The organism is Flavobacterium xanthum (assembly GCF_900142695.1).
GTDB classification, from domain to species: domain Bacteria; phylum Bacteroidota; class Bacteroidia; order Flavobacteriales; family Flavobacteriaceae; genus Flavobacterium; species Flavobacterium xanthum.
The window spans coordinates 87,832-108,158 of sequence record NZ_FRBU01000011.1 but is presented as its reverse complement, the minus strand read 5'-3'; the positions used below and the strand labels follow the sequence as shown (position 1 = coordinate 108,158).

14 protein-coding genes are annotated in these 20,327 nt (G+C 36.4%); 7 read left to right on the top strand and 7 right to left on the bottom strand.

All coding sequences use genetic code 11. From position 1 onward, the window contains the following. Window positions 1–233: 233 nt before the first annotated feature. Entirely contained in the window at window positions 234–1,886 is a 1,653-nt protein-coding gene (locus tag BUC11_RS06755) for an Ig-like domain-containing domain (protein ID WP_073352901.1), read from the top strand. Between the two features lie 6 nt (window positions 1,887–1,892). Here the strand turns inward: BUC11_RS06755 and BUC11_RS06750 are convergent, their stop codons facing one another. From BUC11_RS06750 to BUC11_RS06735, 4 genes are all read right to left on the bottom strand, one after another. After that, window positions 1,893–2,660: an amidohydrolase gene (locus BUC11_RS06750; protein ID WP_073352900.1), complete on the bottom strand. Its 768-nt coding sequence runs from the start codon at window positions 2,658–2,660 to the stop codon at window positions 1,893–1,895. A gap of 267 nt (window positions 2,661–2,927) precedes the next feature. Further along, window positions 2,928–3,674, bottom strand: a complete 747-nt coding sequence (locus tag BUC11_RS06745) for a succinate dehydrogenase/fumarate reductase iron-sulfur subunit (RefSeq protein ID WP_073352899.1) — start codon at window positions 3,672–3,674, stop codon at window positions 2,928–2,930. Window positions 3,675–3,762: 88 nt separating this feature from the next. Then, window positions 3,763–5,763 (bottom strand): fumarate reductase/succinate dehydrogenase flavoprotein subunit, encoded by a 2,001-nt coding sequence (locus tag BUC11_RS06740; protein ID WP_073352898.1) that lies wholly within the window; start codon window positions 5,761–5,763, stop codon window positions 3,763–3,765. A gap of 13 nt (window positions 5,764–5,776) precedes the next feature. Continuing rightward, on the bottom strand, window positions 5,777–6,442 hold the full coding sequence (locus tag BUC11_RS06735; protein ID WP_073352897.1) for a succinate dehydrogenase cytochrome b subunit: 666 nt from the start codon (window positions 6,440–6,442) through the stop codon (window positions 5,777–5,779). A gap of 369 nt (window positions 6,443–6,811) precedes the next feature. On the opposite strand from BUC11_RS06735, the gene BUC11_RS06730 reads away from it, so the two are divergent. Continuing rightward, complete coding sequence (locus tag BUC11_RS06730) at window positions 6,812–8,173, top strand: hydroxymethylglutaryl-CoA synthase family protein (protein WP_073352896.1); 1,362 nt, start codon at window positions 6,812–6,814, stop codon at window positions 8,171–8,173. A 78-nt stretch (window positions 8,174–8,251) separates the two neighbouring features. On the opposite strand, the gene BUC11_RS06725 is transcribed toward BUC11_RS06730, so the two are convergent. Next, window positions 8,252–9,733 (bottom strand): helix-turn-helix domain-containing protein, encoded by a 1,482-nt coding sequence (locus BUC11_RS06725; protein ID WP_073352895.1) that lies wholly within the window; start codon window positions 9,731–9,733, stop codon window positions 8,252–8,254. A gap of 161 nt (window positions 9,734–9,894) precedes the next feature. Here BUC11_RS06725 and aceB point away from each other — a divergent pair, with 161 nt between their 5' ends. Together aceB and aceA are read left to right on the top strand one after the other, a co-directional pair. After that, the gene (gene aceB, locus BUC11_RS06720; RefSeq protein WP_073352894.1) at window positions 9,895–11,496 is read left to right on the top strand and encodes a malate synthase A; all 1,602 of its coding nucleotides are present in this window, start codon (window positions 9,895–9,897) and stop codon (window positions 11,494–11,496) included. 45 nt (window positions 11,497–11,541) lie between these two features. Next, window positions 11,542–12,822 carry an isocitrate lyase gene (gene aceA, locus BUC11_RS06715; protein ID WP_073352893.1) on the top strand — a complete coding sequence of 427 codons (1,281 nt, stop codon included), beginning with the start codon at window positions 11,542–11,544 and terminating at the stop codon, window positions 12,820–12,822. A 72-nt stretch (window positions 12,823–12,894) separates the two neighbouring features. Here aceA and BUC11_RS06710 read toward each other — a convergent pair whose 3' ends face one another. Further along, window positions 12,895–15,732 (bottom strand): WD40/YVTN/BNR-like repeat-containing protein, encoded by a 2,838-nt coding sequence (locus tag BUC11_RS06710; protein ID WP_073352892.1) that lies wholly within the window; start codon window positions 15,730–15,732, stop codon window positions 12,895–12,897. A gap of 201 nt (window positions 15,733–15,933) precedes the next feature. On the opposite strand from BUC11_RS06710, the gene BUC11_RS06705 reads away from it, so the two are divergent. The 3 genes from BUC11_RS06705 (at window position 15,934) to BUC11_RS06695 (ending at window position 19,616) form a co-directional block, all read left to right on the top strand. Further along, window positions 15,934–17,226, top strand: coding sequence for an aminopeptidase P family protein (locus BUC11_RS06705; protein ID WP_073352891.1), 1,293 nt, complete (start codon window positions 15,934–15,936; stop codon window positions 17,224–17,226). 276 nt (window positions 17,227–17,502) lie between these two features. After that, window positions 17,503–18,303 (top strand): TIGR00266 family protein, encoded by an 801-nt coding sequence (locus BUC11_RS06700; RefSeq protein ID WP_073352890.1) that lies wholly within the window; start codon window positions 17,503–17,505, stop codon window positions 18,301–18,303. A gap of 530 nt (window positions 18,304–18,833) precedes the next feature. Beyond that, window positions 18,834–19,616, top strand: coding sequence for an alpha/beta fold hydrolase (locus BUC11_RS06695; RefSeq protein WP_073352907.1), 783 nt, complete (start codon window positions 18,834–18,836; stop codon window positions 19,614–19,616). On the opposite strand, the gene BUC11_RS06690 is transcribed toward BUC11_RS06695, so the two are convergent. Further along, the gene (locus BUC11_RS06690; RefSeq protein WP_073352889.1) at window positions 19,613–20,284 is read right to left on the bottom strand and encodes an ATP-binding cassette domain-containing protein; all 672 of its coding nucleotides are present in this window, start codon (window positions 20,282–20,284) and stop codon (window positions 19,613–19,615) included. The genes BUC11_RS06695 and BUC11_RS06690 overlap by 4 nt on opposite strands. Between the last annotated feature and the right edge of the window lie 43 nt (window positions 20,285–20,327).

Below are 20,327 nucleotides of genomic sequence, written 5' to 3'. Positions count from 1 at the left end.
ACCTCGGAAAAGGCATCAATTTGATTCTCCAAATGAAGTATATTTACAATTATTAAACAATAATCAGGAATTCGCATTAATTAATTGAATCCACCCTGTAAATTTAAACATTATCTATATAAAACAAGAGGCTTATGCGGTAAGTTGCACAAAATCCTTCATAATAATTTTATAAAAAACAGCAAACACATTAATTATAATTGTTATTTTGTACATTCTAATTTTGATTTGATATGTTGAAAAACAATTTAAAATACGCTTTCTTATTATTGCTTTTAATAGTTGTAGGTTGCGCCAAAAGGGGCTCAATAACCGGTGGGCTGAAAGATACTATTGCTCCTGTATTGAAAATGAGTTTCCCAGAGAACTTCAGTACTAACTTTAAGGGCAATGAAATTAAATTAATATTTGATGAAAATGTTAAATTAAAAAACCTGAGCAAGCAATTGATTATTTCACCACCAATGAAAAACGAACCCTTAATTCTTCCAACAACCGCAAGCAAAACGATTACCATAAAGATCAAAGATACTTTACAAGCAAATACCACTTACAGCTTTAATTTTGGCCAAAGCATCGCAGATAATAATGAAGGAAACCCATACAATCAATTCAAATATGTGTTTTCTACTGGCGCATTTATTGACTCTTTAAGCCTTGGCGGCAGCATCAAAAGCGCTTTCGATAGAGAAGTAGAATCCTTTGTTTCAGTAATGCTATACGAAGTAAATGATAGTTTTAAAGATTCTATAGTTTACAAAGATGTACCTAGGTATGTAACAAATACCTTAGATAGCTTAAAAACGTTTCGACTTGAGAATTTAAAAGCTGGAAAGTATCTTCTTGTAGCCATGAAAGACTACAATAGCAACAATAAATACAACCCAAAAACAGATAAAATTGGATTTAGCAAGGACTTCATCACGATTCCTAACGATACGGTGTACGAATTAGAAATATTCAAGGAAACACTTCCTTTTAAAACTTTTAAACCCATTCAAGCTTCTGGAAACCGATTATTACTTGGATATGAAGGCAAAATAAATTCAGGTATTTCTAAACCCAAAATAATCCTGAAAAACAACACTGAAATCCTATCGACGGTCATTACTAAATTCCCCAAAAAAGATTCCCTGCAAATCTGGTACAAACCCATTAAAGCAGATTCGCTAACCTTGGCTGCAGCCAAAGAAAATTACCAAGCGAACTTCAGTTTTAAAATAAAAGACCAAAAGAAGGACACACTGAGTATTATCGCTTTGCAAACCAATACTTTAAAGTTTAGAGAACGCTTTACCTTAGAGAGCAATACGCCTTTAATTCGTTTCGAAAATTCTAAAATGAAGCTGATTAATAATTCAAAAACAACGGTGCCATTTACTACAGAGTACGATGAGTTTAATCAGAAATTATATTTTGACTTTAAAAAAGAACCTTCTGAAAATTATACTTTTGAAATTTTGCCCGGAGCGTTAACTGATTTTTTCGAACAGACAAATGACACCTTAAACTACAAAATAGCAACCAAAACCACTTCCGATTACGGTAACCTAACCGTAACGTTACAGAATGTAAAACATTTTCCGCTTATTATCGAACTTACTAACCTCAAAGGAGACGTCCTAAACTCGGAATACACAGAAAATAACACCACGATAGATTTTAATTTAATTGAACCTGCGCTTTACACCCTGCGTATTATTTATGATACCAATAAAAATAAAGAATGGGACACCGGTAATTACCTTGAAAAACGACAGGCTGAGGAGGTCCTTTATTTTTCAAAAGAAATTGATGTTCGTGCTAATTGGGATGTAAATCAGCTATTCGATTTAAGCCTTCCCTACATTCCCGAACCAAAAAAGAAAACCGAAAAGAAAAACTAGAAGTGCCTATTTATTTATTTCAAAAGTATCTCTATCGTTTAGAAACCCTAGTTTGTGTCTAGTTGCTAGCATAATTTCTTTGTCTAATAGCACCGAAAAAGTACCTTCGGATGTAACTGGTTCCAAAGTATAATTCCCTAGAAAATCTACTGCTTGCGAGTGCCCTATGTATTCGTAAGCATTACCATCAACCCCTATTCTATTGACCCCAATAACATAACTCATGTTTTCAATCGCTCGGGCCTTTAATAAAGCACCCCAAGCATTTGTTCTGATTTTTGGCCAACTTGCCACATAAATCAATAAGTCATAATCCTCAGAATTTCTGGAAAAAGCAGGGAAACGCAAATCGTAGCAAATTAGCGGGCAAATTCTCCAACCCAAGTAGTCAATTACTATTTTTTGGTTTCCACTAGTATAGACTTTGTCTTCCCCAGCTAAGGTAAACAAATGTTTTTTGTCATAAAATTGAATTTCACCTGATGGAAATACAAATACCAATCGATTGTAAAAATTCTCATTTTCCTTTATAACTAAACTTCCCGTAATGGCGCAGTTTTTGGCTTTCGCCAAAGCTTGAAGCCAAGTTACCGTTTGACCTTGCATAGTTTCAGCAACAACTGTGGCATTCATAGTAAAACCACTTGTAAACATTTCAGGAAGCATAATCAAATCTACATCCTGAGGAATAGCATTGATTTTTTTTTCAAAATGTTCGCGATTAGCCACTGGATTTTCCCAAACTAAAGCCGATTGAATTAAGGTTACTTTCATGATGATTTATTTTTATAAAGGTAAAAAAAGTAGCTTGTATTGAAGTACATATCCACTACCTTTTTCTAAACAAAATGGAACTGGAAACGGATTTTCTTTTGGGTGAGGGATAGTAGTGAAAATCCTTTTATGGAATGCAATGGAATAAAAGATTGCAACGCATAGCCCGACCTTGTTTCGGCTTTTTAGACGAGACAAGGGCACCTCCAAAAACAAAAAACGCATCCAAATAAATGAATGCGTTTTTTAAAAATCTATTGCGAGGTTTTATCCTTTCAAACTTGCAGATAAATATTCTCTATTCATACGAGCAATATTCTCTAAAGAAATTCCTTTTGGACATTCTACTTCACATGCTCCAGTGTTGGTACAGTTACCAAAACCTTCTGCATCCATTTGAGCAACCATATTCAGTACACGGTCAGCAGCTTCAACTTTACCTTGTGGCAATAAAGCAAACTGAGACACTTTTGCAGAAACAAATAACATAGCCGAAGAGTTTTTACAACTCGCCACACAAGCGCCACAACCAATACAAGTTGCAGCGTCAAAAGCTCTGTCTGCGTCATGTTTAGGAATAGGAATTGTATTTGCGTCGATTGTGTTTCCAGATGTATTTACAGATATAAAACCACCAGATTGCTGGATTCTGTCAAATGAACTTCTATCAACAACTAAATCTTTAATTACGGGGAAAGCTTTTGCTCTAAATGGCTCAATAAAGATAGTATCTCCATCTTTAAATTTACGCATGTGCAACTGACACGTCGTAACTAAACGATCTGGTCCATGTGCCTCACCATTGATGTATAACGAACACATTCCGCAAATTCCTTCACGACAGTCATGATCAAAAGCAACTGTGTCCTCACCTTTTACAATCAATTCATCGTTTAAAATGTCAAGCATTTCAAGGAAAGACATATCTGGTTCAATTCCGTCAATTGGGTATTCTACGATTTTACCTTCTGCAGCGGCATTTTTCTGACGCCATATTTTTAATGTAAGTTTCATATTTTTAGTTTGAAAGTCATAAAGTCGAAAGTCGAAAGTCGAATGACAGGGTGCCATTTGACTTTAAGACCTGAGACATTTGACTAAATTATTTATAACTTCTTTGAACTAGTTTCACATTATCAAACACTAATTGCTCCTTGTGTAGCACTGCATCGCTAGGTTTTCCTTTGTATTCCCATGCTGCAACGTAGGCAAAATTTTCGTCATCACGTTGTGCTTCTCCTTCTGGTGTTTGGTATTCCTCACGGAAATGCCCTCCACAAGATTCGTTTCTATGCAATGCGTCTTTAGCAAATAACTCTCCTAATTCAAGGAAATCTGCAATACGAAGTGCTTTGGCCAACTCTGGATTGAAACTATCTGCTGTTCCAGGAATTTTCACTTCTTTGTAAAATTCTTCTCTAATAGCTGCGATTTCGTTTTGTGCTTCCGTTAAACCCTCAGCATTACGTGCCATTCCAACTTTGTCCCACATGATTTTTCCTAATTTCTTATGGAAATAATCTGCTGGTTTTGAACCTCCATTATTCATCAAGGCTACAATCTGTTGTTTTACATTATTCTCTGCTTGCTCAAACTCAGGTGAATCAGTAGAAATGGTACCCATTTTAATATCTGGTGCCAAATAATCTCCAATAGTGTATGGCAATACAAAATAACCATCAGCCAAACCTTGCATCAACGCAGAAGCTCCTAATCTGTTGGCCCCATGATCTGAGAAGTTAGATTCTCCAATAGAGAAACATCCAGGAATAGTCGTTTGTAAGTTATAATCAACCCAAGTTCCTCCCATAGTATAATGCACTGCAGGATAAATCATCATAGGCGTTGCGTATGGATTCTCATCTACAATTTTCTCATACATCTGGAATAAGTTACCGTATTTATTAGCTACAACTTCAGTTCCTAATTGAACAACCAAAGCTTTATCATTCTCGTCCAAGTGCTTTAATCGTGCTTGATCTACTCCATATCTTTCGATTGCCGCAGCAAAATCAAGATAAACCGCTTCTCCTGTTTTATTAACACCAAAACCAGCATCACATCTTTCTTTAGCCGCACGAGAAGCAATATCTCTAGGTACTAAATTTCCAAAAGCTGGATATCTTCTTTCTAAATAATAATCTCTGTCCGCTTCTGCAATTTGAGTTGGTTTTAATTTTCCTTCACGAATCGCTTTTGCATCTTCTAATTTTGCAGGAACCCAAATACGTCCGTCATTACGCAAAGATTCTGACATCAAGGTCAATTTTGCTTGGTGATCTCCAGATACTGGAATACATGTTGGGTGAATTTGCGTGTAACAAGGGTTTGCAAAATACGCTCCTCTTTTGTGAATTTTCCAAGCTGCTGTTACGTTACTTCCCATTGCGTTAGTCGACAAGAAAAATACGTTTCCGTATCCACCAGAAGCAATAACAACGGCGTGTGCGGAGTGTCTTTCGATTTCTCCTGTAACCAAGTTACGCGCTATAATTCCTCTCGCTTTTCCATTTACGATAACTAAATCTAGCATCTCGTGACGGTTGTGCATTTTTATTTTTCCACGACCTATTTGGCGGTTCATTGCTGAATACGCTCCTAATAGTAATTGTTGTCCTGTTTGTCCTTTAGCGTAAAAGGTTCTAGAAACTAATGTACCTCCAAAAGAACGGTTATCTAATAATCCACCATATTCACGAGCAAAAGGAACACCTTGAGCCACACACTGGTCAATAATATTCACAGAAACCTCAGCAAGACGGTGCACGTTTGCTTCACGCGCACGATAATCGCCTCCTTTTACTGTATCATAAAACAAACGGAAAGTTGAATCTCCATCTCCTTGATAGTTTTTTGCAGCATTAATCCCCCCTTGCGCAGCAATGGAGTGCGCACGACGTGGTGAATCTTGAAAACAAAATGCTTTTACGTTATATCCTAACTCTGCTAATGTAGCAGCAGCAGAACCTCCAGCAAGACCTGTACCAACTACAATAATATCTAAATTACGTTTGTTAGCAGGGTTTACTAAATTAATATGATCTTTATAATTTGTCCATTTGTCCGAAACTGAACCTCCTGGAATTTTTGAATCTAATGCCATTTATAATTTAATATTAATGATTAAAATGATGAAATAATGCAATGAAAATGAAACCAAAAGGAACTACAATTGCAAAAGCATATCCTAATGTATGCAAAGATTTTGAGTATTTATTGTTAAATCCTACTGATTGAAACGATGAATTAAAACCATGCCATAAGTGCAATGACAACAAAAGGAATGATAAGGAATACAAGCCCGTACGTACTGGACTCTCAAATTTTTCAGCTAATTCATGAAAATATCTAGTTTCATTCAATGGACTAACATCTACATATTTGTAAACCATTTCGGGGACCCAAAAATCATAAAAATGCAATAATAAAAACGCTAAAACCACTGACCCAGAAACAATCATATTTCTTGAAGCCCATGAAGAATTAGCCGCTCCGTTATTCTTTGCATAAGAGATTGGTCTTGCACTGTTATTTTTAAATTCCAAGACAAAACCCATGATAAAGTGAAAAATTACCCCTACAATTAGTATTGGCTGTATAACAAATTGTACTAGCGGGTTATTCCCCATAAAGTGGGAAATGGAATTAAACGTATCGGCACTGAAAACCGATGTCATATTGATAAAAAAATGCTGTGCTAGAAACAACACCAGAAAAAGGCCTGAAAGTGCCATAGCTACTTTTTTTGCTATTGACGATTTCAATAATGCAGATTTTGCCATAAGATTTAAATAATTGATTTTAAAGAATTGTACAAAAATAAAGCAATTAGACAGCAACTACAACCTTTTCGCTGTTATTTATAATGAATTTAAAGTGTTTTACACAAAACACCAAGAAATCCTTAAAAATCTAACATATACCCTAAAGTTGGCAGAAAAGCGATTAAACAAAAAAGAAAAAAATCTTAAATAGCTCATCGCGATATTGCTGAAAAAGCAAGCTGTAAACAGTCTAAAAATAGCAATTCAATAATTTTTATCGTGCTAAATTTCCAATTCAACAAAAAGATCAAAACTTCCCATTTTACGACTCCAAATCACTTGCTGTAGCTAGCCATACTTTTAACTTTGTCTTTTAAAATTTAAAGAATGAAAATAGGAATTGACGCTATCACTTTTGATGTTGCAAAAATACATTTACCAATTAAAACTTTGGCAAAAGCCAGAAATATTGATCCAGAAAAATTAGAAAAAGGACTGGGACTGCTCAAAATGACCCTCCCGGATACCCATCAAGATTCAGTCGTTTTTGGTGCTAATGCCTTGACAAAATTAATTACGGACCATGCAATTGATCTTACAGAAATAGCTCGAATTTATATAGGTACCGAAAGTGCTATTGACGGCTCAAAACCACTAAGCTCTTTTTTAGTCACTTTGATGGAACAAAATTTTGGAGAAAACACGTTATCCGAATGCGATGTGGTAGATTTTACTTTTGCCTGCATCGGCGCGGTAGATGCGATGCAAAACTGTATTGATTTCATACACTTAAACCCAACTAAAAAAGCAATTGTGGTTGCAACTGATTTTGCTAAATACGATTTAAACTCTACCGGAGAATACACACAAGGAGCAGGCGCATTAGCCATGTTGATTACTGCAAACCCGAGAATTATTGCTTTCGAGAACCATTGGGCAACCAGCACCAAAGGCGTTTTTGATTTTTTTAAACCGTATCGTTCCATTTCTAAAACTGCCATAACTGGAAATGCAACCAACGAACCTTGGTTTGAAAATTTAGAAAGTGAAATTGAAATCCACAAAGACCAACCCGTTTTTGACGGCCAATATTCGAATCAATGTTATATGGATAGGACTCGAGATGCGTATTTCTCCTTTAAGAAATTAAAAAACACCTCTGAGACGATCTATGATTCTTGGCAAAGTATTGTCATGCACCTTCCTTATGCTTTTCAAGGACGACGAATGTTATCTGAAATTTATGCTTTGGATGCCTCCAAAACGACTATCACAGGAACAGAAGATGCTGTGGAATACCAAAACATACTGAAAGATGTCAGCAAATCTGAAGCCTACAAAGTATTTGTTGCCGAAAAATTAATGCCTGCTGAAATTGCTTCATCACTGATAGGAAATCTTTATACCGGTTCTATTTTTATGGGTTTATTGTCCACTTTAGCTCATTATTACGACACAAAAAAAGAAATTTCTGGAACTACATTTGGTTTTTTAGCCTACGGAAGCGGGTCTAAATCGAAAGTATTTGAAGGAACCATTCAACCCAATTGGAAATCAGCCATGATAAGCGTACACCTCTTTGAAACCCTAGAAAAAAGCTTCGAGATTGATTTTGAGACCTACGAAAAGCTGCATAAAAAGGAACAAAAAACTAGTGTCCGAGTTCCGAAAAACGAATGGACCCTGGATCGCATTGAAACTGAGAATCCGAATTTATTAGGAGCACGTTATTACAAGTGGGCTGAATAATCAAACCCTAAAATAAGAAAGCGACGAAAATTCTACTAGGAATTTTTCGTCGCTTTCTTATTTTAACACAACATCCAACTAACTAAACTTCGCCATATACTGCTGCACAATCAAATCTGTATTTTCATTGCGTGTTTTCTGCTCCAATTGAATTGGTGGAGAAGCTCTTTCCAAACAATTTTTAACTGCACAGGTTTCACAAGTTACTCCAACCACTTGTTTCTTGATGGAATTACTCTCCATAAATTTAAATTTCTTTTTAACCGCTGGCGTGATCAAAATTCCAACAGAAATACTGCGAATACAATCTACCTTGAACGGATCTGGTGTTGCTGATGAAAAAACCAAGTATTCATTTTTACTGTTTTCATAACTGGATATTTGAGCGTCAAAGAAGTGGCTTTTCTTTTGCTTCAAAGATTCCTCGATCGTGCGTATAGAAACCCATCTTCGGCAGTAATGCTCATTCATTTCATTCGCATGCGGTTCCTGCTGATTCGTGATGTGCAATTCCTTTTTTATCTGGTATGTATCAGCTCCAATTTTATGAGACAATCGAAGAAAAAAGAGATTTTTTAATTGAAAATCTTTTGGTAAAATATTGGTTAATCTTTGGTAAAAAGATTCCGGCGAAACATTAAATCCGCTCATCAAGGCAATCATTTCCTGAGGTTTTGGATCTGTTTTTGACAAAAATAAATTCAGTTCGTCTATCAATTTTTGTCTAGGTATAAGTAAGGCCCCTGCAAAATAAGAGGCATAAAAATTATTTAAAACCTGATCAAAATTATCAAATTTAATCCAACTGAAGGTATACAACCGCTCTGTAATTTCTAAATAATTATAGGCAATTTCTTTGGCTAGAATAAAGGCTTTTTGAGGTTCATCAATATCTAGTGAAAGTAATAACGTCTTACTTTTTGGCACAAATATCGATCGTAAGTCCCCTAACTGCTCTTGTTCAGAAAAAATAAGCTCTTGGATTGTGTATCCATATTCCTCAATCAATATTGCCGTGAGCTCCTCAATAGAAATTTTAGTATCAATATTTACATAAAAAGCTTTAGAGAACTCCAACACCTTTTGCTCTAAATCTTCAAAGTAGTTATTGTGCGCCTCTTGATACGAACGTAAAGAAGCCAAAAAGAAACTTTCTCGGGTCAAATTATAATGTTGCGCAATCTCAATAATCGTACTTATAAAAGCGTTGACTTTTGCAGGAGCATTAGCAATAATATCAATCAGATCGTTTTCCTGAATTCCGAAAATTTCCAATGGAATTTCTTTCAAAATGCCAGATTTTAGAATTTCTCCAATAGGTGCTAGATTATTATCCAGTTTTAAAGACACCATATTATCATACGAAACTTCTAATTTTTCAGCCAAAAGAATGATTTTATCTGTTTTAGGATACTTCTTCCCTTTTTCAATTTCATTTAAATATGATTTTGAAAGGTCTGTAATTTTGGCTAAGCCAAATAAAGATAAATTCTTATTCGTTCGGGCCTGCTTGAGTTTTAGGCCAAAAATCAGCTTGATGTAATCCTTTTCTATGTTCATATTTCAAAGATACATTAAAAAATATTTGCGTCAAAAAAATTATTTTCAACTTTTAGCGTACGTTCGCTTGTTTTATAAAAAACTTTTTGTAGTATTGCAGTGTTGAATAATTATATATTCTTATCAAAAGTCAATTAGTGTTAAATTAAATAAGCCATAAAATGAAATTTAAAGAAGTATATTTGGAAAATTTGTTAAATTTTTCAGAAGAAACCACGGAACGTTTCCCAGAGATCTTAACTGACGAAGCAATGACTTTTTTGTCTTTACTTCATGAGAATTTTAACGAAAAAAGACTAGCGCTTTTAGAGGAAAGAAAGAAGCAACAAGCATTATTCGATGCAGGTGCAGTACCCACTTTTCCACTTGAAACAAAAAGCATTCGAGAAAGTAATTGGGAAGCCGCTAAAACACCTGAAGATTTATTAGACCGAAGAGTAGAAATCACAGGTCCTGTAGATCGAAAAATGGTCATCAACGCATTAAATTCAGGAGCAAAAACGTTCATGGCTGATTTTGAAGACAGCACATCACCAACTTGGAGCAACTTAATGACCGGCCAACAGAATCTTAAAGATGCTGTAAACAAAACCATCACATTAGAGGACACAGTAAAAAATAAAAAATACAGCCTCAACAACAAAACCGCCGTATTACTTGTTCGCCCAAGAGGATTGCATCTACCAGAAAAACATCTTTTAGCAAATGGAGAAACAACTTCAGGTTCGTTAATTGACTTCGGCTTGTATGCTTTTCACAATCATAAAAAGCTAATTGAAGATGAAACAGCACCCTATTTTTATATTCCAAAACTAGAACATTACCTAGAGGCTAGATGGTGGAATGAAGTTTTTGAATTCACACAAGAGTATTTAGGTGTAAAAAACGGAACATTCAAAGCAACGGTTCTAATCGAAACGATAACTGCAAGTTTTCAATTGGACGAAATCATTTTTGAACTGAAAGAGCATATTGTAGGCCTTAACTGCGGAAGATGGGATTACATTTTCTCTTACATCAAAAAACTTAGAAATAATCCAAATTTTATAGTTCCAAACAGAGATCAGGTAACCATGACTGCACCGTTTATGAGTGCCTATTCCCAATTAGTAATTCAAAGATGCCACAAACGAAATATTCATGCAATTGGCGGAATGGCCGCACAAATTCCGATTAAAAATAACGAAGAAGCCAACAAAACAGCCTTCGACAAAGTAATTGCCGACAAGGAACGCGAAGTTAAAAATGGTCATGATGGTACTTGGGTTGCACATCCTGATTTAGTTTCACTTGCCATGACGGTATTCGACCAATACATGCCAGAAAAAAATCAAATTGCTGTTAAAAGAGAAGACGTACACGTTACCGAAAGTGATTTATTGGAAACTCCAAAAGGAACCATTACTGAAGAAGGGGTTCGGAAAAACATCAGTATTTCCGTTTTATATATCGCTTCATGGCTCAACGGACAAGGCGCTGCCGCCTTACACAATTTAATGGAAGATGCCGCGACTGCTGAAATTTCAAGATCACAATTGTGGCAATGGCTGCAAAACGAAGTGGTTTTGGACAATAAAAAAGTATTAAATACAAATTACTATCATCGTTTAGCAATGGAAGAATTTGAAAAAATCAGAAAGCTCGTTGGAGATGACAATCATGAAAAACAAAAATACAGACTGGCGGAACAATTATTAGACATTCTAGTCGTAAACGATAATTTTATCGAATTTTTGACTCTTCCTGGATACAAATACATTTAGAATACCAAATACAAAACCTATAAACAAGCAACTAAAAAAAAAAAGATGAAAACTACAGAAACAAGAATTCAAGAATTAGTTACCGACTGGCTTACAAACTCTAGATGGGATGGTATTGAGCGCCCTTATACTGCTGAAGAAGTGGTGAAATTGCAAGGATCGTATCAAATTGAGCACAGTATCGCCAGATTTGGAGCCAATACATTGTGGAGCAAACTAAATTCTCAGGATTTTGTAGCCGGACTTGGCGCACTAACCGGAAATCAAGCCATTCAAGAAGTGGAAGCAGGTTTAGACGCGATTTATTTGAGCGGATGGCAGGTTGCTGCTGATGCAAATGTTGCAGGCGAAATGTATCCTGACCAATCTTTATACCCTGCGAACAGTGTTCCATTGGTAGTAAAAAGAATCAACAATGCCCTTTTGAGAGCAGATCAAATACAAGTAGTAAACGGAACTGCTGACAAAAAAGACTACCTAGTACCTATTGTTGCTGATGCAGAGGCTGGTTTTGGAGGAAATCTTAATGCTTTTGAATTGATGAAATCCATGATTGAAGCAGGAGCTGCAGGAGTTCATTTTGAAGATCAATTGAGTTCTGCTAAAAAGTGCGGACATTTAGGTGGGAAAGTATTGGTTCCAACACAAGAAGCCATCAACAAACTAATTGCGGCTCGTTTAGCAGCTGACGTTATGGGAACACCAACCATTGTGGTTGCTCGCACAGATGCGGATGCAGCTAACTTATTGACCAGCGATATTGACCCAAGAGATGCTAAATTCATCACGGGAGAGAAAACTGGAGAAGGCTTTTTCTATGTAAATTGTGGTGTAGAGCAAGGTATTGACAGAGGATTGAGTTACGCGCCATATGCTGATTTAATCTGGATGGAAACTAGCAATCCGGATCTGGATTACGCAAGACAATTTGCTGAAGGAATTCATGCTAAATTTCCAGGAAAAATGTTGGCATACAATTGTTCGCCTTCTTTTAACTGGGCTGCAAAATTATCAGTTGCTGAAATGGAAACATTCCGCGAAGATCTTGCCGCAATGGGATACAAATTCCAATTCATCACATTGGCAGGATTCCACGCATTAAATACTAGTATGTTCGAATTGTCTAAAGCCTACAAAGAAAGAGGAATGGCCGGATATTCTGAATTACAAGAAAGAGAATTTGCGTTGCAACAACACGGATTCAAAGCGGTAAAACACCAAGGTTTCGTAGGAACTTCTTATTTTGATGCGGTACAAAATACCGTGACAATTGGAAAATCATCTACAACTGCAATGAAAGATTCTACAGAAGCGGCGCAGTTCTAATGCCAAAATTATTATAAAAAAAGCACGATCTCAAATGAAATCGTGCTTTTTTGCTTTTTAAGATAATAGTATTTATTTTGATTCAATAATCTCAAGATCTGTTGTCACTTTTTCTTTCCCTTTTTGAATACTGATTTTATTCACCGAAATTGGAAGATAATAGTTGCCGTTTTTAGCTGCTTCCAGTTTAAGTTTTTTGTCTTTATTTTTCCAATTATCAGCAGTTGCTTTACTTATGGAAAGATCATAAACGTGTTTGCTTAGTCCCTTCAAAGCTTTCACTTTCTGAGAATAAACGACTTCTTTCAAGCTGTTTTCAATTTGCAAAAGCACTTCTGAATCCGTATTGGAATAGAACCAAATCTCTGCTTTTGGCTCTGAAGCCTTAGCCCAAGAACTCCAACTATTTCCCCATTCTCTTGATTTTTTTATCTTTTTAAGTTCAAAAATATGAAGATTTTCCGCTACAACTTTATCATTCAGTTGTTGCACTTGATCCAAATTAACTTTATAAATCGAACGACCATGAGTTCCCACCACTAAATCTTTTGCTTTCTTTTGAATCACAAGATCGTGAACGGCTACATTTGGAATTCCACTAGAAAAATCATCCCAACTCGTTCCTTTATTTAACGAAACATACAATCCGTTATCCGTTCCCAGATACAAAACATTCTCATTTACATGATCCTCCACGATCACATTCACAGGACTTGAAGCCAAATTAGCAGCTATATTTTTCCAAGTTTGTCCAAAATCATCCGACGTATACACATAACTCCTGAAATCATCATTTCGATATCCGTTTAAAGTAGCATACACTCTTTCTTTCTTGTGTGCCGACGCCACGACCCTAGAAACCCAACGATTTTGAGGCAAATTCCCCGAAATTTTATTCCAAGTTACACCACCGTCTTTCGAAACATGAATCAATCCATCATCACTTCCTGTGTAAAGTAAACCAAACTGCAAAGTGCTTTCGCTAATAGCAGCGATGGTTCCAAAAGCGACATTTCCTTCTTTCACTCCTTGTGTCAAATCCGGCGAAATCGCAGTCCACGTTTGTCCTTGATTCATCGAACGGTGCAAGAAATTAGATCCCATGTATAAAATATCCTGATTGTGCGAAGACAATAGAATAGGCGTTTGCCAATTGAATCGGAATGGTTTTTCGTCTTTTTTAGGTTTTGGCGAAATGTACTCTCGCTTGTTATTCGCACGATCAATTCTGTAATAATTTCCAAATTGAAATCCTGTAAAAACAATATTTGGATTTCTTTTGTCGATTTGAGTTTGCATTCCGTCGCCACCCAGCAAATTTTCATACGGATATTTTCCGGTTTGGTACCATTCTGAGGAATATTTGTAATTACTTGGTCCAACCCAAACACCATTATCCTGCATCCCACCATAGATATTATACGGTTCTTGCTCATCTACATTTACCGCATAAAACTGACTCACGCTATGGGAATTCCCTTTGAACCAATGCGCTCCATCATCATACGAAATATTCAAACCACCATCATTTCCATTAATTAAATGCCCAGATTTATTTGGGTTCACCCAAACTACGTGATGATCTGCGTGAACATTCTCTTCGCTTATGGAGGTGAATGTTTTTCCGCCATCATTTGATTTTATAATGGGCACACCCGATAAATAAATTTTATTGACATCGTTTGGATCCACTGAAATAACACTAAAATAATACCCATACGAATAAAAGAAATCATCGATAAAATCTTGGTGCGTTTTCGTCCAGTTTTTTCCTCCGTTACTTGATTTGTAAACTTCGGCTCCAATAACTTCTGTTTCGGCTAAACTATTTATCGCATCCAAAACTACTTTGGCCGCTTCATTGGGTTGCAAATAGCCGTTTTGAACCCAATGTTTGATGTTCTCGGCTCTGTATTTTTCGGTTAAACCGTAATTCTTTAAAATAGAATTCAAACTTTTATTGGGTAATTTCAGGAATTCGTCTCCCGGCATAGAAAACGCAATGGGTAACGAATTACTTTTTTTGGATCCCGACGGTCTTTTGAATTGGTTATCCAAAATAGCATATACGTTCTCATCGTCATACACCGCTAAACCAATTCTCCCAACGCCTTCTCCAACAGGAAATCCGCTTTCAGCAGTTGTGAAAAGTTTCCAAGTCAATCCCGCATCTTCGCTTTTATAAATTCCCGAAGTGGCGCCGCTTCCAATAAAATCCCACGCTTTCCTGTCTTTACTCCACGAAGCCGCATATTGAACCTTGAAGTTTGTTGGCGAAACAGCCACATCAATAATCCCGGTTTCATCGTCGATATAAAGGGATTTATTCCACGTTTTTCCGCCATTTGTCGTTTTATAAATTCCTCTCTCTTCATTTTTTGAATACAAATGTCCTACGGCACCCACAACAACTTCATCTGGATTTGATGGATTTATCAGGATTCTACTAATGTGATGGCTGTCGTGCAATCCCATATTTTGCCAAGTCTTTCCTTTATCTTCCGACTTTAAAATTCCAATCCCAGCGTAAGACGATCGGGACGAATTGACTTCGCCAGTTCCTACCCAAATCGTTCCTCGTTTCCAGTCTATCGCGATATCGCCCACATTTTGCGTAGGCGCCGAATCCATAACAGGTGAAAAACTCATTCCGTTATTATTCGTATACCAAAGTCCACCCGAAGCATATCCTACGTAAAACTCGGTTGGGTTTTCAGGATTCACATCCACATCCACCACGCGCCCACTCATAACCGTGGGACCCACATTTTCGAAAGTAACATTCTGAAAAAGAGATTGATTTTCCATTTGTTTCTTGGCAACCAATGCTTGCTGAATCGCTTCGGTAGAGACTTGCCCATAAGAGACACTTTGCAAAATAAGAGCAGAGAATAGTACTAATTTTTTCATGGAAACTAATTTGAATCGGAAAATTAATCATAAAAAGACTTATCTGAAAATTTTATAGTGTAATTAACATCCGTTTCTTTCAAAGTTAGTATTTTTGAATAATCAATATAAAAACAGGGAAAGAAGATCAAAAAATTATGGTTATTAAGAAAATAACGGATCCTAATTGCCTTTCGAACCTAAAAAAAAAAAACCACACAAATGAAATACCACCAAATTGACCGAGATTTATTTATAAAAAACAGAGCAAAGTTCATGGCTCAAATGAAGCCAAAGAGCGTAGCTGTTTTCAATTCTAATGATATTTATCCCGTATCGGCTGATAGTACGTTGCCATTTGCACAACACCGCGACATCTTTTATTTAAGCGGAGTCGATCAGGAAGAAAGTATTTTATTGCTTTTTCCAGATGCTCCTTATGAACATCAAAGAGAAATGTTATTCTTAAAAGAAACTAGCGAACACATTGCCATTTGGGAAGGTGAAAAACTGACTAAGGAGCGTGCTTTTGAAGTAACAGGAATCAGAACCGTGTATTGGTTACAGGAATTTGAGAAAGTATTATTCGAAATGATGACGCACGCTGAAACAATTTACATCAATACAAACGAGCATTATCGTGCTACCGTAGAAACTGAAACACGCGAAGCCCGATTTGTAAAATGGTGGAAAGACAAATATCCTGCACATGCTGTTGCCAAAAGCAACCCTATTTTGCAACGCCTGCGCTCTGTAAAAGAAACCGAAGAGTTGGATTTAATTCAAAAAGCCTGTAATATTACCGAACTTGGTTTTAGACGATTATTGCCTTTCGTGAAACCAAACGTGACCGAATACGAAATTGAGGCCGAGTTGATTCACGAATTCATTCGCAACCGTTCCAGAGGTTTTGCTTACACGCCAATTATCGCTTCCGGAAATAATGCCAATGTGTTGCATTACATCGAAAACAACCAACAATGTAAAGCCGGTGATTTGATTTTACTGGACGTTGCGGCTGAATATGCAAATTATTCTAGTGATATGACGCGCACCATTCCAGTTTCTGGTCGCTATACCAAAAGACAAAAAGAAGTGTACAATGCCGTTTTAAATGTTAAAAACGAAGCGACCAAAATGCTGACTACAGGAACACTTTGGAAACAATACCACATCGAAGTAGGGAAATTAATGACTTCAGAACTGTTAGGTTTGGGTCTTATAGACAAAGCCGATGTGCAAAACGAAAAACCAGAATGGCCAGCTTATAAAAAATATTTCATGCACGGAACATCCCACCACATGGGATTGGACACGCACGATTACGGTATTTTGACCGAGCCAATGCAAGCCAATATGGTGTTCACCGTAGAGCCCGGGATTTACATTCCTGCTGAAGGTTTCGGAATCCGTCTGGAGGACAATATCATCGTTCAAGAAAGCGGCGAACCGTTCAACATGATGCGCAACATCCCTATAGAAGTCGAGGAAATCGAAGAATTAATGAACGCATAATACGTCTTTCCTATCTAAAACAGGCAGTCTAGAGCAATCTAGGCTGTTTTTTTTTGGAGCAGAAAGTATTGTTTTTCAAAACAACGTTTCCTCCTGCTGTCCGTTATATCTCTTGTTCCGTTGCACTCTACAAGAGGATACCACTTCCATCAGGGCTACACAGAACGTATATTTTTCAGAAGAACGAAAATGTTAAATCCATTATAAAACCTAAAAAAAGCTGTAACATTTTATACCTATTTCCAACTTATCTATTCAATCAAAACACTAAAAATCATGCAAGCACACGAAATAGACTACCACATTTACGGCGAGGAAATGCAGTATGTGGAAATAGAATTAGACCCACAAGAAATTGTAATTGCCGAAGCGGGCAGTTTTATGATGATGGACAATAACATCCAAATGGAAACTATTTTTGGAGATGGTTCCGGACAGGAAAACGGATTATTTGGCAAACTTTTAAGCGCCGGAAAAAGAGTACTGACTGGCGAAAGTCTTTTCATGACGGCATTTATCAATCAAAACAATACCAAAAGCAAAGTTTCCTTTGCATCACCGTATCCCGGAAAAATAATTCCAATTGACTTAACGCAATTTAATGGGAAATTCATTTGCCAGAAAGATGCTTTCCTTTGCGCTGCCAAAGGCGTTTCTGTGGGAATTGAATTCTCTAAAAAACTCGGTCGTGGCTTATTTGGTGGAGAAGGTTTTATCATGCAAAAAATAGAAGGCGATGGTCTGGCGTTTGTACATACCGGCGGAACATTAGCCAAAAAAGAATTAGCCGCAGGCGAAATCCTAAAAGTAGATACCGGTTGCATTGTAGGTTTCACCAAAGATGTCGATTATGATATTGAGTTTATTGGCGGTATTAAGAATTCCATTTTTGGTGGCGAAGGTTTATTTTATGCTACACTTCGTGGTCCGGGAACAGTTTACATACAATCTTTACCTTTCAGCCGACTAGCCGACAGAATCATCGCATCTGCACCAAGAGCTGGCGGAAACAGTCGTGACGAAGGAAGTTTATTGGGCGGATTGGGCAGACTGATAGACGGTGATAATAGATTTTAAAATATGAGGCTCTCAGGAATGAGAGCTTTTTTTGTTAACATATAAGTCATATAAGCAAATCAAGACTTACATACCTTATATGATTAAATACTTGTTCTAATATAATTCTTTTTGACAACCACAATCACACAAGCAAATTAACACTTATATGTCCTTATATGACTTATATGTTAAATTACATTAATCGTGCTTTTCAATAAAATCCAGCCAAAAAATTCTTAAACTTAAATGACTTATATGTTAAAAAAAATGATTTAATAGCAAAAGTATTTCATACAAATCCCGTTTGGTGATCAACTTGATAAGATTCCTCCTTCGTCGGAATGACAAACTAGATACTGAGAATTTAGAATAAACCAAATCAAACATGTATAAAAAATTATCGCAATTTGCGCATTCCCTTACATGACCTTATATGTCTTATATGGTTCCAAATAACCAAAAACCGTAAAGCAAAAAAACTTAAATGACTTATATGTTTCAAAAAAAAATTAAAACCTTAGTTTTGCATTCGCATAAAAATGACAAAATTGAAACAAATTCTCTTTAAAAACACCAACATCTCCTATTCCGATACCGGGAAAGGAACCGCTATTGTCTTGCTTCATGGTTTCTTGGAAAATAAAGGCATGTGGGATTTTTATGTACCCGAATTGGCTAAAAAAAACCGTGTCATCAGCATTGATTTATTGGGTCATGGCGAAACGGAATGTTTGAGTTATGTGCAAACAATGGAAGACAACGCCGATGCTGTTCACGCTGTTTTATCAGAATTGCGCATCCGAAAAGCTATTTTTGTCGGGCATTCTATGGGTGGTTATGTCGCTTTAGCTTTCGCCGAATTGTATCCAGACACGATAAAAGGATTGGTTTTATTAAACTCGACTGCTAGAGCCGACAGTGAAGAACGAAAAACAAATCGGGATCGCGCTATCAAAGCCGTAAAACAATCTTTTATCAATTTTATTTCCCTTTCTATCGCTAATTTATTCAATGAAAACAACAGAGAACGACTCGCAGCAGTTATTGAAAAAGTAAAAAAAGAAGCTTTACAAACACCGCTTCAAGGAATCGTTGCTTCACTGGAAGGAATGAAGATAAGACAAGATCGAGAAGTCTTATTACACCTCACGCCATTTCCTAAACTGTTGATATTGGGCGAAAAAGATCCTGTTTTAAATTACGAAGAAACCAAAGAGCAAATTGAAAACACAACCGTGAAACTGGTAACCTTTCCGGACGGACACATGAGTCATATTGAAAACCAAGACCAATTATTGATTGTGCTATTGGCTTTTTTTAAAAGTATCTAAATCATTCCTGATTTTAAATATCCTTTTTCTACTAATTCGCTTTTGTCTTTCAAGTGGTGCATTTTTCCCTCTTTCATCAACGCCAGTTTTGTGGAAATTTTTATCACATTTTCATAATTATGATCCGTGATAATAATGCCTTTTGCACTGGACATTTCAGTGATTAATCCATTTATCTTTTCAATCATAATTGGTGATAAACCATTATAAGGCTCATCTAGCAAAACGAATTTCGACGCGTTATTCAGTATTAATTTAATTTCCAAATACCGTAATTCTCCGCCGGACAAATGCTTTATTTTTTTGTCTAACATCGATTGAATCATTTCGTCGGCATAAAAATCCTGTAATTTCTCTTTTGCAATAGCCAATTGAATTGTCTTTTGTATTGAAAATGAATTCGGAATAAAATTATCCTGAGGCAAATAACTGATTTCATTTAGCAAATCGCTGGTTTTTGATTTCACTGCGCCATCAACCCGAACAAACTTAAAATCAGCATTTACAATTCCGAAGATAATTTTCAACAGGGTGGATTTCCCAGAACCATTTCTGCCAAGAATTCCAATAATATCTCCCGTTTCACATTTTAAATACACATCAGAAACTATGATTTTTCCATCATATTGTTTTTGAACACTGTCTACTTCTAAAACACTCTTTGTCATACAAATTTCAGTAGTAAGTTAATGATTAAAATCAGTACAAGCG

What these genes read in the sequence shown, in the direction of transcription:
- BUC11_RS06725 (WP_073352895.1), bottom strand. Translation starts at nt 9,733, where the DNA reads ATGAACATAGAAAAGGATTACATCAAGCTGATTTTTGGCCTAAAACTC.
- BUC11_RS06710 (WP_073352892.1), bottom strand. Translation starts at nt 15,732, where the DNA reads ATGAAAAAATTAGTACTATTCTCTGCTCTTATTTTGCAAAGTGTCTCT.
- aceA (WP_073352893.1), top strand. Translation starts at nt 11,542, where the DNA reads ATGAAAACTACAGAAACAAGAATTCAAGAATTAGTTACCGACTGGCTT.
- BUC11_RS06755 (WP_073352901.1), top strand. Translation starts at nt 234, where the DNA reads ATGTTGAAAAACAATTTAAAATACGCTTTCTTATTATTGCTTTTAATA.
- aceB (WP_073352894.1), top strand. Translation starts at nt 9,895, where the DNA reads ATGAAATTTAAAGAAGTATATTTGGAAAATTTGTTAAATTTTTCAGAA.
- BUC11_RS06730 (WP_073352896.1), top strand. Translation starts at nt 6,812, where the DNA reads ATGAAAATAGGAATTGACGCTATCACTTTTGATGTTGCAAAAATACAT.
- BUC11_RS06750 (WP_073352900.1), bottom strand. Translation starts at nt 2,660, where the DNA reads ATGAAAGTAACCTTAATTCAATCGGCTTTAGTTTGGGAAAATCCAGTG.
- BUC11_RS06740 (WP_073352898.1), bottom strand. Translation starts at nt 5,763, where the DNA reads ATGGCATTAGATTCAAAAATTCCAGGAGGTTCAGTTTCGGACAAATGG.
- BUC11_RS06690 (WP_073352889.1), bottom strand. Translation starts at nt 20,284, where the DNA reads ATGACAAAGAGTGTTTTAGAAGTAGACAGTGTTCAAAAACAATATGAT.
- BUC11_RS06745 (WP_073352899.1), bottom strand. Translation starts at nt 3,674, where the DNA reads ATGAAACTTACATTAAAAATATGGCGTCAGAAAAATGCCGCTGCAGAA.
- BUC11_RS06735 (WP_073352897.1), bottom strand. Translation starts at nt 6,442, where the DNA reads ATGGCAAAATCTGCATTATTGAAATCGTCAATAGCAAAAAAAGTAGCT.
- BUC11_RS06700 (WP_073352890.1), top strand. Translation starts at nt 17,503, where the DNA reads ATGCAAGCACACGAAATAGACTACCACATTTACGGCGAGGAAATGCAG.
- BUC11_RS06705 (WP_073352891.1), top strand. Translation starts at nt 15,934, where the DNA reads ATGAAATACCACCAAATTGACCGAGATTTATTTATAAAAAACAGAGCA.